General features: G+C 66.7%; 11 protein-coding genes. 6 read left to right on the forward strand and 5 right to left on the reverse strand.

Annotated features, from left to right (window positions below; all coding sequences use genetic code 11):
* Positions 1-48: 48 nt before the first annotated feature.
* The 3 genes from NC7_RS13525 to NC7_RS13530 all read right to left on the reverse strand — a co-directional run bounded on the left by NC7_RS13525 (position 49) and on the right by NC7_RS13530 (position 2,520).
* Positions 49-1,185 (reverse strand): lactonase family protein, encoded by a 1,137-nt coding sequence (locus NC7_RS13525; RefSeq protein WP_084458473.1) that lies wholly within the window; start codon positions 1,183-1,185, stop codon positions 49-51.
* A 134-nt stretch (positions 1,186-1,319) separates the two neighbouring features.
* Positions 1,320-1,580 carry a hypothetical protein gene (locus NC7_RS29120; RefSeq protein ID WP_157101988.1) on the reverse strand — a complete coding sequence of 87 codons (261 nt, stop codon included), beginning with the start codon at positions 1,578-1,580 and terminating at the stop codon, positions 1,320-1,322.
* 61 nt (positions 1,581-1,641) lie between these two features.
* Entirely contained in the window at positions 1,642-2,520 is an 879-nt protein-coding gene (locus NC7_RS13530) for a helix-turn-helix transcriptional regulator (RefSeq protein ID WP_067982901.1), read from the reverse strand.
* Positions 2,521-2,716: 196 nt separating this feature from the next.
* Here NC7_RS13530 and NC7_RS13535 point away from each other — a divergent pair, with 196 nt between their 5' ends.
* A complete protein-coding gene (locus tag NC7_RS13535) occupies positions 2,717-4,318 on the forward strand; it encodes a sigma-54-dependent Fis family transcriptional regulator (protein ID WP_067982905.1) in 1,602 nt (533 codons plus the stop codon).
* Positions 4,319-4,472: 154 nt separating this feature from the next.
* Here NC7_RS13535 and NC7_RS13540 read toward each other — a convergent pair whose 3' ends face one another.
* Both NC7_RS13540 and NC7_RS13545 read right to left on the reverse strand, forming a co-directional pair.
* Positions 4,473-5,900: an MmgE/PrpD family protein gene (locus NC7_RS13540; RefSeq protein WP_067982908.1), complete on the reverse strand. Its 1,428-nt coding sequence runs from the start codon at positions 5,898-5,900 to the stop codon at positions 4,473-4,475.
* 103 nt (positions 5,901-6,003) lie between these two features.
* Complete coding sequence (locus NC7_RS13545; RefSeq protein WP_084458474.1) at positions 6,004-7,044, reverse strand: helix-turn-helix transcriptional regulator; 1,041 nt, start codon at positions 7,042-7,044, stop codon at positions 6,004-6,006.
* A 256-nt stretch (positions 7,045-7,300) separates the two neighbouring features.
* On the opposite strand from NC7_RS13545, the gene NC7_RS13550 reads away from it, so the two are divergent.
* From NC7_RS13550 to NC7_RS13570, 5 genes are read left to right on the forward strand one after another with little or no spacing between them, the layout of a single operon-like run.
* Entirely contained in the window at positions 7,301-8,320 is a 1,020-nt protein-coding gene (locus tag NC7_RS13550) for an ABC transporter permease (protein WP_067982912.1), read from the forward strand.
* 42 nt (positions 8,321-8,362) lie between these two features.
* The gene (locus NC7_RS13555; protein WP_067982914.1) at positions 8,363-9,433 is read left to right on the forward strand and encodes a sugar ABC transporter substrate-binding protein; all 1,071 of its coding nucleotides are present in this window, start codon (positions 8,363-8,365) and stop codon (positions 9,431-9,433) included.
* 6 nt (positions 9,434-9,439) lie between these two features.
* Positions 9,440-11,608 carry an ABC transporter permease gene (locus NC7_RS13560; RefSeq protein ID WP_084458475.1) on the forward strand — a complete coding sequence of 723 codons (2,169 nt, stop codon included), beginning with the start codon at positions 9,440-9,442 and terminating at the stop codon, positions 11,606-11,608.
* Positions 11,605-12,687, forward strand: coding sequence for a hypothetical protein (locus tag NC7_RS13565; protein ID WP_067982918.1), 1,083 nt, complete (start codon positions 11,605-11,607; stop codon positions 12,685-12,687). Before NC7_RS13560 ends, NC7_RS13565 begins: the two co-directional genes overlap by 4 nt.
* Positions 12,688-12,692: 5 nt before the next feature.
* Positions 12,693-14,198, forward strand: coding sequence for a sugar ABC transporter ATP-binding protein (locus NC7_RS13570; RefSeq protein ID WP_067983681.1), 1,506 nt, complete (start codon positions 12,693-12,695; stop codon positions 14,196-14,198).
* Positions 14,199-14,235: the final 37 nt, after the last annotated feature.

Here is a 14,235-nt window from a genome sequence, read left to right on the forward strand (position 1 = left end):
ACTCCTTCAACCGCTGCGGACTGTTTGAAATATAATATATCCGAAGGGTCAAGGCGTGAGCACCATGATCGGTCCGTCGCCCAGGACGGTGCCGGTGTCCACCGACGGCAAGGTGGAAAGGGTCAACGTTCCGTCGGGGCGCACGTCGTAGGTATGTACCCGGGTGGTGATTCCGGTGGTCAGCACGTCGGCGGCGTAGACGTGCCGCTCGTCGTCGCTGAGCACAAGCGTGCCGGGGCCGGAACCGGGAGGCGCGGGATAGGGCGAACCCGGGAGGGCGGCCAGGGCGCCGTCCTCGCCGATCGAGTACCCGGCCACCCCACCGCCGGCGACCACGGGCACGTAGACCCGCGCGCCGTCGGCGGTGACCTCGGCTCCATGCGGCATCAATGCGCTGGCATACGGCGACCCGGGCGTGGGTGTGAGTTGGCCGTCCGGGCCGATGGAGTAGCCGGAGATGTTGCCGCCCAACTCGTTGCTCACATAGACGAAACGGCCGTCCGGGGTGTAGCCGGGATTCACCGGCAGCGCACCGCCGGACACCGGAGCGCCGATCGGAGTGAGTGTGCCGTCGGGCCCGATCGAGAAACTGGAGATCAGGCTGTCGAAGGGGCTGACGAAGCGCAGGAATCGGCCGTCCGGGTCGATCCGGATCATCGGGATGGTGCTGAACCCCGGTACGGAGATCGAAGCGATCTGCGTCAGCGCGCCGGACGGGTCGACCGAGTAGGTCCTGATGTGCCCGGGCACTCCGCCGACGGCGACGAACAGCAGACTGCCGTCCGTGGACAGGGTCGAGGTGATCGGAACGCCGCCACCGATATCTACCGCGGCCCCGGGGATCGGGCGAAGAGCGCCCGCATAGTCGATCTGAAATCCGGTGACCCGCTGTTCACCCGCCTGGGTGACGTAGACGTGGCGCCCGTTCGGTGCGAGGGCCAGGGACATGACGCCGAGACCGACGGGTGTCTGGCCGACTTTCGTCAGGCCGCCGCCCGATTCCACGCGCAGTACGGTCACGTCACCGCTGACTGTGCCACCCACGAGGAGGAATTGGGTGTCGTCGACGGGCTCGGCCGCTGCCGGGGACATCGCCCCCGTGCTCAACAGGGCGATCGCTACTGTGATTGCCGCCTTCTTGGTCCGTGCGGCGAAACCTGTGGTCCCCTTGCTGGATGTCGTCATCGACGTTCCTTCCGGCGCGTGAGCGCTTTTCCCGACTGGCCGCGGGATTCCGCGGTGCCCCGGGCGCTACCTCCCGGGTCGTTCGAATGTAGGAACGTCCGAGCGCGAGGAGTGTCCAGGAATTCGGACAGGGTTCACGGGGAGCCCGTCATCCGGCGCATCGAGACGGGGGCGCGCCAGCCGCAGGGGAGACCGCAGGTGGCTATCACCTCGTGCTGGATGGAACCGTCGCCGAAGTGCTTCACCACTCTCGAAGCCGAGGCCGGGTAACCGCACGCGCCGCATCTGCCGAAGTAGTCGAGCAGTTCGTGGACGGTGATGCGGACAGGCGTCGGCGGTTCTTGCTCAGCGAAGGGCTGGGGATCGCGGCCCGAGGCCGAGGGATAATTACGCATAATATATTAAAAACCGTCACAGTGTTGTGACCGGAGGGCGGGTCCGGTTCGTTCGAAAGGGCTAGTTGGGGTGGTCCGCCGGGTCCCGTTCCGGGGCCGGGGCCGACCATGAGGTGAGGATCCGCAGCTTCTCATGAGAGGTCGTGCCGGGCTCGGCCGACCAGAGGACGAGCTGCTGTTCCGAATCACCCGACGAGCTGAAAGTGTCCCAGTTCAGGGTCATCTCGCCGACATCCGGATGGTTGAGTGTCTTCGAGCCGAACTCCTGCCGAGCCACATTGCGAGCCGCCCACCACTGCCGGAACTGCTCGTCGGCGATGGACAGCTCACCGACCAGCGCGGTGAGCTGGGGGTCGGTCGGATTGGCCGCGGCATCCATGCGGAGGATGGCGACGCACGTGCGCGCGACGCTCTCCCAGTCGTCGTAGAGGGTGCGCATCGCCGGATCGGTGAAGACCATCCGCACATAGTTGCGCTGTCGCGGAGTCATCTGGCCGAAGTCGGTGATCAACGCCGCCGCCAGGTGGTTCCAGGCGAGGATGTCGAGGTAGCGCCCGAACACCAGGGCTGGGGTTTCGGTGAGCTGGTCGAGCAGTCGCTGCAGCTGAGGGCGCACAGTCTTCTGGCCTCGTTTGGCCGGTCGGCGATCGGAACGGCGAACCAAGTTCTCCGCGTAGTCGCGCTGGGCGTCGTCGAGGCGCAGAACGCGCACCAACGCGTCGAGGACCGGCTCCGACGGTGCGAGACGGCCCTGCTCGATCCGGGTGTAATAGTCGTGGCTGATCGCGGCCAGGTCCGCCACCTCCTCGCGGCGCAAACCTGCGACCCGGCGCGCGGCGGCGCTGTGGACACTCAGACCCACCTCCTCCGGGCTGAGCTCGGCACGCCGCGCTTTCAGGAATCCGCCCAGCTCGCGAAGGTGAGGTGCTCTCTCGGTCATTTCTCCACGATATGCCCGTCGGCGACGCTCTGCCTGGGAGAAATCCTTCCCAGGTCGACCGGAAAATGCCCGGCATCACGGCAAAAGCCGAGGAACCAAGCAGATATTGTGTATAAAATACAAGTGTGCTCGGTCACAGGGGTCCGAGCGTCGACCGCATGTGCAGGCGGTCGGGACAAGGTGGTGTTGAGTATCCATGACTGTGATGCAGGTTTACCGGGATTCGACTCGACCGGACATCGAGTCGGCGTGGGCGCGATCGCGGCTCAACGGCATCCGTGAAGACGCGATGCCACCGTTCGACCTCGCGACCAGAAACGCCGACAGCTTCCTCGCACGCGCTGCGAGTCCGGTCCTGCGACGGGTCGCGAGCGAACTCGAAGGTACGCCAGTGGCACTGGTGCTCGCCGATCAAGCCGGCCGGGTGGTCGACATCCACGGCGCCGCTCGATCGATCCGGCGGGCCGTCGCCGACATCGGCATCGTGCCGGGCGTGGAGCTCGGTGAAGACCGCATCGGTACCAACGCGCTCGGTACCCCGCTCGAGACCAGGCGCAGCCTGCTGGTGCGGGCCGACGAGCACTACCTGGCGCTGTTTCGCGGATTCACGTGTTACGGACATCCGATCTTCCATCCGGTCACCCGCCGCCTGGAAGGCGTGCTGGGAATCGGCGCGAAGACCAGTGCCGATCACCGGTTGTCGGCGCTGTTGGCCCGCCGCATGGTCCGCGACATCCAAGAGCGACTCCAGCGCGACTCACCCCGTGCGCACTCCAGGTTGATGAGTGCCTTCCAGGCCGCCGCCGGGCGCCGGGGCCGGGCGGTGGTTGTGATCGGTGACGGGCTGGTCATGGCCACCCCGGCCGCGGTCGACCTGTTGGAACCGGCCGACCACGCCGCTTTGCGTGCGTGCGCCGAAGCTGTGCCCGCCGGCGGGCAGGACAGCCAGGAACTCGTGCTCACCTCCGGGCGTGCGGTGCGATTGGTCTGCCAGTCGATCGAGGGAGCTGACGGCGTGCTCGTCGACATCACCCAGGAATCCGGTGTCCGACGGGCCAGAGTGGTCTCGGACCGGATGCCGCTGTGGCCGCTGCTGGTGGTCGGCGAGGCGGGAACCGGCCGAACCACCGAGGCTCTCGGCCTGGTCGGCCCTGCGGCCCGCACGCTCGACGCGACCGATATCGTGCTCATCGGTGACACCGCGTGGGCCGCGCAGCTCGGGGAGACGCTGGACAACGATGGTCCGCCGGTGGTCATCGAGAACATCCAGCTGCTTTCCGAGCAACTCACCGCGCTGCTCGCGCAGCGACTTCGGGAGACGTCGCGCGAGGTCGTGCTCACCTCGACGCCGGGCGAGCACCTCGACGCGGTGCACGCTCCACTGCCCGCCCTGTGTAATGACCGCCGCGAACTGATCCCGTTGCGCCGACGCAGGCACGAGGTGCCGGGCCTGGCCCAGCAGATGCTGACCGAGGTCACCGGCCACACCAGGACCCGGTTCACCGCCGAGACGATGCGGGTGCTGGCCTCGCAACCGTGGCGCGGCAATCTCGCCGAACTGCGCCGCGTCGTGGAGTTGGTGGCGAGTACCCGATCGGCAGGCGACATCATCCCCGCCGACTTGCCCGCCTCGCACCGCGGGGGCCAGGTACCCGGATCGCCGATTCGTGAAGCCGAGCGGGAAGTCATCATGGCTGCTCTCGAGGCCGCGGGTGGCAACAAGTTGCAGGCCGCGCGTGCACTGGGCGTGAGCCGATCGACGCTCTACAACCGGATCAGAGCACTACGCATCGCGTGAACGACAGACGAGGGGCATGTCCAGGATTCTGGACATGCCCCTTCTACTGTCATGGCTACTGTCGACAGCACCGGTCGATGAATCGGCGGCCGGTACGCGAAAGCCCCGCACGCGTAGGGGGCGGGCGGGGCTTTCGTAGCGTGATTTCTCAGACCTACTTGCTGTTCGGTGCGAGCAGACGCATCACAGTACCGAAATCGTCGACCTTGTCCACGCCGAGTACGGTCTCGACGACCTGATCGATCCTGTTCTCGGACAGCACCTCTCGGGCGTTGATCCGGAACTTCGAGACCAGTTCCTCGGTGGTCATCCTCGTGCTCGGGTCGGGCGAGGGGCTGCCCTTGGGGTAGGTCCGCTCCGCGACGAAAGTGGTGCCCCTGGCGTCGACTTCGACCTTGGTCGGGCGTGCCGAAGGGTGGGCGGACAGTGCCTTGAAGTAGTCCGGGTGCGGCGCGAAGGTGACCTTGTCCATCAGGCCGAGCACCGAGTCGCTGAAGACGAGTTCCGGTGCGTGCCAAGCCCTGCTCGGGGTGACCCGGTGCGCGCCGACCGACAGACCGTGCGCGATGTCGAATTGCGCGTCGTGGGTCTTCTCGATGACCCGGCTCTGCCACAACGGGTGCATGACCGCGGCTTCGCCCCAGCAGCGGATGGCGTCGATCTCCTCGGGCCGGATGTCGTTGGTCTCGAGGATCTCGGTCAGCGCGTGCAGCGGCGCGTGCAGGATCCGGCAGTGCGGGTAGGGCTTGTAGGACTGTTCGGCCAGGAACCGCCATTCGGTGCCGAGCGCGTCGGTGAGGTTCTGCGGTTCCCACCGGCGGGTGCCGATGTACTTGCGGAAACCGACCTCGGCGTCGTCGAGGATCTCCAGGTCACCGGTGTGACCGAGCTCGGCCATGAAGACCGCGGTCAGGCTGGCCTGGGTCAGCGTGCCCGCGAGCAGGTACTTGAGGGTGGAACTGGGAGCGTGCTTGATCCACGGCCGCATCGAGTTCACCGGGGCGGTGGCGGCGGCGATGCCCAGCGCGTTGGCCAGGGTCTCGGTGGATTGCCCCGCCAATTTGCCCGCGGCCGCGGTACCGCCGAAGACGGTGACGCTGTAGCCGATCACGGGCGACAGATCCATCGAATCGTTCTGGACGTCACGCAGGTAATCCATCGACTTGTAGAAGCGGTAGGACATCTCGTGTGAGAGCGCGACGGCGGCGAGCACCTCTCGACCGGATCGGCCACGGCTCTCGGCCATGGCCATCGTGGTCGGCAGGACGTAGGGCGAGACGTGGCCCGGGGGCAGCACCGCGTCGAAGTCCAGGGCATTGATCAGTTCGCCGTTGGCGAAGGAGGCGCCGAAGATCGACACCCGGTCGTCGGTGCCGATGATGGTGGCGTCGCCGTCGGTGCCGCCGGTGAGCTTGCCGTACTGGATGCCGATCTTGCCCTTGGGTTCCTCGACGGCGCCGAGCGCGCAGCCCATCGCGTCGAGCAGCAAGCGCTTGGCTTCGTCGACGGCTTCGGGAGGAAGGGTGTCGTAGTTCGCGCCGGTGGTGAACCGGGCCAGTTGCTCGACGATGGTGTCGGCCATGGACTGTCCTCTCACGGGGGTGCGAGGACAGCAGACCTGCCCGCACCATTGCTTGCACTATATATTATGTAAGCATTGCGAATGGGTTTCCGGCAACGCCGACTCAGTGGACGGTACTGCCGCGCAGCCAGTACGCGACAGCTTCGGCGCGATTCGCCGCACCGAGTTTGCGCAGGATATGGGTGATGTGAGTCTTGACCGTCGCCTCGGAAATCGCCAGGTCGCGCGCGATCTGGCGATTCGCTCGCCCCGCCGCCAGCAATTCGACCACTTCGACTTCGCGCGACGAGAGCGCCTGACCCTGAGGCGGGCAACCACCGGCCGCGTGGCCGGTCAGCCGATCCAGTCCGCTGCGCAGGGTGGTCACGCCGTCGAGCAAGCTCGCACCGGCCAGTGCGTGGCCCAGCCCGGCGGCGAAGACCGCGAGCATCGCCCGCGCGGTGGCGTCGGCTTCGCGCCGTTGGAAGTAGTAGTCGCCGTGCACCAGCCCGACGACGGAACCGTGCAGGGTCAGCGGCGCGACAGCATAGGAACTGCAGTGCGTCATCTCCACCAGCGGTCGGACGACACGGGGATTGTGCTGAACGTCGAAGACCAGTCCCGGTCGGGCCCGCTGCACGATGTCGCTCTCGACCAGGTGGCCGTCCAGGGTCGGTGAGGACTCGCGTCCGGCCGCCAGGATCGCCTCGGCCCAAGGCTTGTCGTCGACGACGAACATGGTGTGCAGGTGCCAACGCTGGCCTTCGGTCCTCGACACGAGTGCGCGGTCGAAACCCATCGCGCCCATCGCCTCCGCGGCCCGGCTCAGCAAGTCGTCGACGCCGCGTGCGCCGTGTAATCGCGTGATCGCCTGTGCGGCCATCCGCAGGTGCGTGGCCGAACTCGCGGCGTCGACCGCGGCGAGTTCGATCTCGGCGGCGCGAATGCGAGCCAGTAGCGCGGTCGTTCGCTGGATGTCCGCGTGATCGGTGATGCCGGAAAGTGCGGCCACGGCCTCGTCCCACAACTGGGTGAGCAGCCGCTTGGCCGCGTCGGGGGAGTGGGTGCCGGGCGGCTGGATCCGGCGTCCGAGGATTTCCGACGCTTCGGTGGCGACGGCGATGAGCTCGGCCTCGACTGTCACGCCGCCGTGGGGTGCCCTCATGTCGATCACCACGTGTCTACTCCAGTCCTCATACCACTACTGCACAGAATATGCAATATATAACGCGAGAGCGCGGTGTGCGTCCGAATCGTGTCCGAGACTCCGGCTCCACATCAGCCGCTGGTCGCAGCCCTGTCAACCCTTCGGTTGATCGCAGGTCGATCTTCTTGTGAGGTACGACACCGCATATTTAATATTTCGCACAGTCTGCGAGAGTGATCTGAGTCTCAGAGGAGAAACCCATGCGGGGAGCATCATGACGACGTCCACTGCGGCGGCCACCACGCCCCGCCCCAGCCTGCGCGAGCAGCTCGGCCGCTCGGAACAGGCCTATTTCGTTCTCGGTATCACCGTCGTGCTGTGTGTCGTCGGTGCCGCGACGACACCGGGGTTCCTGACAACCGGAAACTTTGCCAGTCTGTTGCGGCTGTCGGCGGCCTTCGGAATTCTGGCCGTCGGCGTCGCCATCGTCATCCTGGGCAAAGGCATCGACCTGTCGATCGCCGGTGTCGCGCTCGGCTGCGCCCAGGCCACGCTCGCGCTGATGTCGAGCGGCATGCCCGAGTGGCAGGCGATCGCGATCGCCGCGGCGGTCGCGCTGAGCGTCGGCCTCGTCAACGGCGTGCTCGTGGCCTATGTCGAAGTGCCGTCACTGTTCGTCACGCTGGCCACCGGTCTGCTCGTCATCGGCGGGGTGGACATGCTGCTGCTCGACAGCAACTACTACGCGCTGCCCGGCGGTTCATGGATCGCGGAGCTGAGCAACGGCTCGATCCTCGGTGTGCCACGGCCGATCATCATCGCGGCGGCCGTCTTCGTGCTGGCCTGGCTCTTCGTCACCTACACCTCGGCGGGCCGGTTGATCCGGGCGATGGGCGACAACTTCGCCACCGCCCGTGCCACCGGTGCCCCCGTTCGCCCGTTGCAGGTGCTCACCTACGTGATCTCCGCGCTGCTCGCCCTGCTCGCCGGATACCTGACGGTGTCGATCCAGGGCAGCGTGCAGACCACCGTCACCTCCTTCGACCCGCTGCTGTTCACCGCGCTCACCGCGACCGTGATCGGTGGTATCTCGCTGGCCGGTGGTCGCGGCTCGATTCTCGGGGTGCTCGCCGGCTCGCTGTTCATCGGTGTGCTCAACAACCTGCTCGTGCTGCACGGCCTCACCTCCGCTGTGCAGGACCTGATCCGCGGCGGTGTGCTCATCGCGGCCATCGCACTCGACTCGTGGCTGCATCCGCGCGACGAGGAAACCGCCAAGAGCGGCGAACTGTAAAGCCACCCTCGAAACCCCTTCGCTCACAAGGAGTCTTCAACGATGAAGAAGATGATCGCCCTCGCTCTCGCCTCGGTCTCGGCCGTCGTACTCGCAGGCTGTTCCACCGGCGCTCGAACCTCGTCCACCGGACCGGCGGGAGGTGAGGGTCAGACCTTCGGTGAGAACGTGCAACTGTTCGACGCGACGCAGAAGGTGCACGAGTCGATGCAGGGCAAGCGGGTCGCCTTCGTCCCGATCCTGTACAAGGGCTACAACCTGACGATGAACTGGGGCGCCTCGATGGAGCGTGCCTTCGGCAATCTCGGCGCCGACTTCCAGATCCACGACCCCAACTTCGACACCGACAAGATGACCAGGATCATCAGCGACCTGATCGCCCGCAAGGCCGTCGATGTGCTGATCCTGCACAACCCCGACGTCGGTGTGCTGTCCAAGCAGATCGAGGACGCCCAGCGCGCGGGTATCTACACGGTGGTGGTCAACATGATCTCGAGCCGTCTCGGCGACGCCTACATCGGTGTCGACAACCTCGCCGCCGCCGAGGACATCGCCCAGCGCGCCGTGCAGGACTGCGAAAAGCGCGGGGCCCCCAAGCGATTGGCGATCATCGACGGTCCTGGCAACGACGCGGCCTCGCTGCTGTGGTCCAAAGGCGTGCGCAACGTGCTCGACCCGGCAGGCTTCGAGGTGGTGACCACCGCGCACACCCAGTGGCAGAACTCGCTCGCGCAGCAGGCCGCCGAGTCGATCATCCAGCAGCAGAAGAACAACTTCTGCGGATTCCTGGTGACCTACGACCTCAACTCCGTGGCCGTCGGTGACGCCGTGCAGAGCGCGGTCTCGCGCGGGGTGATCCCCGCCGATTCCCTCGGCACGTACACGATGGCCGCCGACACCGTGTGGTGTGACGCGCTGCGCGCGGGCAAGGTGACGGCCTCGGCCTCCTACGATGTCCAGGGCGTCGGCACCGCCGCGGTGGTCACGACCCAGCAGTTGATCCAGACCGGAGCCCCGGCGGGCAGCAGCCACACCGTCGCGTTCGTGCCGCACACCATCGTGGATCGCGCGAACGTCGACAACACCACCATCGCCTGCTACAAGGGGCAGTGAGCGGCGATGAAACTGCAATCACGCTCGCGGGGAGTCGATGCCTTCCCCCTGACCGGCGGGAAGTGGCGTGATCGGCTCGCCCCGGCCAGAGCATTGTCCGACCTGTTCGAAAAGCGCTGGATGGAGGGCGCGGTCCCGCTGGCCCTCGCTCTGCTGCTCAGCTTGTTGTTCGTCTTCTTCACCCCGGTCGGCCCGGCCGACACCCCGATCATCATGGACGAGGTGTCGGAGAAGGGGCTGCTCGCCATCGGGCTCACCGTGGTGCTTGTCTGCGGCGGTATCGACCTGTCGATCGGTTCGATGGTCGGGTTGACGGCGATCGGCGCGATGGTCGCTTCCCGCGCCTGGGATTGGCCGATGGCCCTTGTCGCGCCGGGCGCGGTGGTGTTCGGTGCGCTGCTGGGCAGTGTGAACGGTTACTTCATCGCCTACCGCAAGATGCGGCCGTTCATCACGACGCTGGTCACGCTTGTCGCCTTCGGCGGTGCCGCCGCCGCGCTGCAGTCGGCGTTCAGTTTCGACTTGAGCATGCCCAAGCCCGATATCGTCTGGGACTTCCTCGGCGAGGGCAGCATCGCGCTGATCCCGACCGGGTGGCTCTTCTTCGGGTGCGTGCTGATCGTCGTGCACGTCGGCCTCACCCGGTCGCGGTGGGGTTGGTGGGTCGCCGCGGTCGGCAGCGATCGGCGTTCGGCGCGGCGCAACGGTATTCCCGTGGACCGGGTGACGTTCTTCGTCTACGTCCTCTCCGGTGCGCTGGCCGGGTTGGCCGCTCTGCTCACCTCGGCTCGGGTCGGGCGCACCGACCCGGACGTCGGCCAGGGCTGGGAGATCATCGCCCTGACCGCCGTGGTGCTCGGTGGCGTCAGCCTCAAGGGCGGTCGCGGATCGGTGCTGCGGGCGACCGTCGGCATCATCGTGGTGCAGGTGATCCAGCAGGCCACCGTGGCCTTGCGACTCGAAGGGTCCTACTACACGGTCATTCTCGCCACCGCACTGCTCGTCTTCGCGGTGCTCGACCTGCAGTGGGGCAAATACCGGCAGCGCACCGCCGACAAGCTCAAGATCGATCCGGGCCGGATCACCCTCGGCCCGCTCATCGATGTCACCGAGCCGGGCACGGTGTGGACGATCAACAACAGGACCACCGACGCACCCCCGATCGGTCTCGGCAAGATCGAAGGCGCCGAGGACTGCGCGGTCGACCCGGAGGGCCATGTCTACTGCGGTGATCGTCGCGGCTGGGTGTGGCGTTTCCGTGCCGACAACCCGGACGAGGGCGAGATCTTCGCTCGCACAGGCGGTTTCCCACTCGGCCACGGGTGGGATCGGGACGGGCAACTCCTCGTCGCGGTCGGCGGCATGGGTATCTACCGGATCTCCCCGGACGGTGAGTCCGAACCGATCGCGACGAAGGTCAAGCGCAGTCGGTTTTCCCTGCTCGACGATTCCGCCTTACGCGCGGTCGACGACCTGGACGTGGCGCCGGACGGTTCGATCTACGTGTCGGACTTCTCGACGCGAACCAACGCCGCCGAATACCTGGTGGAGCTGGTGGAATCGCGGGCCAACGGGCGTGTGGTCCGGATCGATCCCGACGGCGGAACCGAGGTCGTCGTCTCGAACAGCGTGTTCCCCAACGGCATCTGCACCTCGCACGACGGCCAGTCGATCCTCATCGCCAGCACCGGGCTGTGCCGGGTGGACCGGCTCTGGATCGCCGGACCCAAGCAGGGGCAGCTGGAGCCGGTGCTGGAGAACCTGCCCGGCAACCCCGACAATCTCAATCGCTCCTCCGACGGCAACTACTGGCTGCCGTTCGTGTCGATGCGTACGCCGATGTCGGACCTGCTCAACCGCTACCCGGCCGTCCGCAGGCGGATGACCAAGGAGGTCCCGCTCGACAGCTGGGTGGTGCCGCAGCTCAACGTGTCGTGCGTGATGAAGTTCAACGATAGCGGCGAGGTCCTTCAGGTGCTGTGGGATTCGTCGCTGGCGAACTATCCGATGGTGACCGCGGTCAAGGAGCGGGCAGGACAGTTGTATCTGTGCGGTGTCAGCAACAACCGCATCGGTCGACTCACCCTCGACCCGAGCGAGGTCGGAACGATCGATCCGGCCGCGGTTCCCGGGCTGATCGTGCCCGGCCGATCGATGGTGGAGGTGCGGCGGTGAATCGGACGATCAACGCCATGAAGGAATGGCTGAACCCCGACTGGGCCCGGCATCGCACGGTGCCGCCGTTCGAGGCGGGTCTGCGGCCCAATCGCCGCCTCGACGAGGGCGTGACTCTGCTGCCCGATGCCGAGTTCGAACCCGACGACGTGCGTATCCGTGACAACGGAGAAGTCGTCTTCTCCAGTGGTGACAGCATTTTCACGCTCGCCGACGGCACCGTCACGCGACTGGTGACGCTCGGTGGGCAGGTCGGCAGTCTGTTGGTCGCCGATGATCGTATAGTCGCCGCCGTCGAGGGCGTCGGCCTCGTGACAGTCGACGGGAGCGGAGTGGCCACCGACCTGTGCACCGATCCCGAGCTGGCCGCGTGCGTCACCGATCTGACGTTGCTGCCGGACGGTGTCGTGTTGGCGACCATCGGCTCCCGCGAGATACCGGATTGGTCCGCCGCGCTGGTCGCCGACGACCGGAGTGGGCGCATCGTGCGCGTCGACGGATCGCACGCCGAGGTGGTCGCCGAGGGTCTCGGCTGGCCGGGGGGCATCGAAAGTACCGGCGAGGGTGAGGTTCTGGTATCGCTGGGCTTCGACCACCGCATCGAACGCCGCACCGTGGCCGCACCGAGCAAGCCCGGAACCGCGGTGGCGTCGAATCTGCCGGTGTATCCGGGCCGGATGGCCGCCACCACGGACGGCTGGTGGGTCGCCGCGCCGTACGCGCGCAATCGCTTCACCGAATTGCTGCTCGACGAACCGGCATTGCTACGCGAGATGACCACGACGATTCGTCAGGACCAATGGTTCGTCCCACGCCTGCGGTGCCCGGATCCCTACACCGACACTCTGCAGCTGGGCCAGCTACGCGTACACGGCGTGATCAAACCGTGGGCGCCCGCGCGCTCCTACGGTCTGGCTTTCCGCATCGATCAGCGGGGACGCATCGCCGAAAGTGTGCATTCGCGCGCGGACAGCGACCGCCACGGGGTCACCGGCGTGGTGTCACGTGACGGGCGGATCGTGGTGGCGGCGCGCGGTTTCCGCAACCTGCTCGAGCCGCAGACAGACAACGAAAGGTGAGCACCATGCGCGACACCGCCGTCGCCGAGCCCGTGATCCGGCTCAGCCGGATCAGCAAGCATTACAACGGAACCTACGCGCTGCGTGACGTCGACTTCGAGGTCGCTCCGGGCGAGATCCACGCCCTGCTCGGTGAGAACGGCGCGGGCAAATCCACCCTCGTGAAGGTGATCTCGGGCGCGATCGAACACGACGCGGGCACCCTGCTCGTCACCGGACGTATGCGCAACTTCAGCACCCCGAAGGAATCGGCCGAGGCCGGGGTCGCGATGGTGTACCAGGAAGGGTCGCTCGTCGAGTCGATGACCGTGGCGCAGAACCTGTTCCTCGGTGACGAGAAGGTCTTCAACAATCTCTCCCAGCTCAATGTGGTCGCGCGAGAACTGTTGGAGTCACACAATTTCCACATCCGGCCGGAGGTGCCCGCGGGCGCGCTCGGTATCGCCCAGAAGCAGATGGTGGAGATCGCCCGCGCGGTGCACCGCGACGCCAAGGTCGTCATCCTCGACGAACCGACCGCCTCGGTGACACCGGAGGAACGCCTGCAGCTGTTCCTGTCGATGCGCAGGCTCAAGAAACAGGGCATCGGGGTCGTGTTCATCACCCATATGCTCGACGAGGCACTGGAAGAGGCCGACCGCATCACGGTGTTGCGTGACGGCGAGGTGCAGGGCACGCTGGACAAACCGGCCTTCGACCGCGCCGAGGTGGTGCGGATGATGGTGGGGCGCAGCGTGGAATACCAACGGGTGCCACCGAATCGCGAACCCGACCCGGCACCGGTGCTGGAGGTCGAGGACATCACCCTCCTTCCGATCGTGCGCAACATGTCGTTCTCCGCGCATGCGGGGGAGATCGTCGGCATCTACGGGCTCGTCGGCGCCGGGCGCAGCGAAACCGCGATGATCGTCGCCGGGCTGACCAAACGGCGGCGTCTGCGCGGCGGCACCGTGCGGCTCGCGGGGCGCACGGTGCGTTTCCGGACACCGCGCCATGCCCGTCGAGCCGGCCTGGTCTACATCACCGAGGACCGTAAGGCCTCGGGCTTCCTCGGCCACTTCTCGATCGCCGACAACATCTACTTCGGGCACCTGTGCAGCGCGCCGCGCCTGCCATTGTTGGTGCGACCGGGGGAGCGTAAGAGCGTGGCCCAGCGCTTCGTCGAGCGCTTCCATGTGCGCACGTTGCGACCCGACCGGGCCAAGTTGGAGGAGCTCAGTGGCGGCAACCAGCAGAAGGTCGTGCTGGCCAAAGGCCTGACCCGTCAGCCACTGGTGGCGATCATCGACGAGCCGACCCGTGGTGTCGACCTCGGCACCATCACCGAGATCCACGCGATGATCCGCGCCCTGGCCGACGCCGGTGTGGCGGTGATCGTGATCTCGTCCTACCTGCCGGAGATCCGGGCGCTCTCGGACCGGATCCTGGTAGCCAAGCAGGGCAGTATCGTGGCCGAGTTCGATCCGGCCGAGGCCGACGACGCGAAGCTGATGTTCGCGGCGGTGCACTGAGGGGGAAGGATCCTTCCCAGGAACAGAGTCGTCCTGC

Source organism: Nocardia caishijiensis NBRC 108228, from assembly GCF_001612825.1.
Classification (GTDB): Bacteria; Actinomycetota; Actinomycetes; order Mycobacteriales; family Mycobacteriaceae; genus Nocardia; species Nocardia caishijiensis.

What these genes read in the sequence shown, in the direction of transcription:
- NC7_RS13530 (WP_067982901.1), bottom strand. Translation starts at nt 2,520, where the DNA reads ATGACCGAGAGAGCACCTCACCTTCGCGAGCTGGGCGGATTCCTGAAA.
- NC7_RS13555 (WP_067982914.1), top strand. Translation starts at nt 8,363, where the DNA reads ATGAAGAAGATGATCGCCCTCGCTCTCGCCTCGGTCTCGGCCGTCGTA.
- NC7_RS13525 (WP_084458473.1), bottom strand. Translation starts at nt 1,185, where the DNA reads ATGACGACATCCAGCAAGGGGACCACAGGTTTCGCCGCACGGACCAAG.
- NC7_RS13545 (WP_084458474.1), bottom strand. Translation starts at nt 7,044, where the DNA reads ATGAGGGCACCCCACGGCGGCGTGACAGTCGAGGCCGAGCTCATCGCC.
- NC7_RS29120 (WP_157101988.1), bottom strand. Translation starts at nt 1,580, where the DNA reads ATGCGTAATTATCCCTCGGCCTCGGGCCGCGATCCCCAGCCCTTCGCT.
- NC7_RS13550 (WP_067982912.1), top strand. Translation starts at nt 7,301, where the DNA reads ATGACGACGTCCACTGCGGCGGCCACCACGCCCCGCCCCAGCCTGCGC.
- NC7_RS13570 (WP_067983681.1), top strand. Translation starts at nt 12,693, where the DNA reads ATGCGCGACACCGCCGTCGCCGAGCCCGTGATCCGGCTCAGCCGGATC.
- NC7_RS13535 (WP_067982905.1), top strand. Translation starts at nt 2,717, where the DNA reads ATGACTGTGATGCAGGTTTACCGGGATTCGACTCGACCGGACATCGAG.
- NC7_RS13540 (WP_067982908.1), bottom strand. Translation starts at nt 5,900, where the DNA reads ATGGCCGACACCATCGTCGAGCAACTGGCCCGGTTCACCACCGGCGCG.
- NC7_RS13560 (WP_084458475.1), top strand. Translation starts at nt 9,440, where the DNA reads ATGAAACTGCAATCACGCTCGCGGGGAGTCGATGCCTTCCCCCTGACC.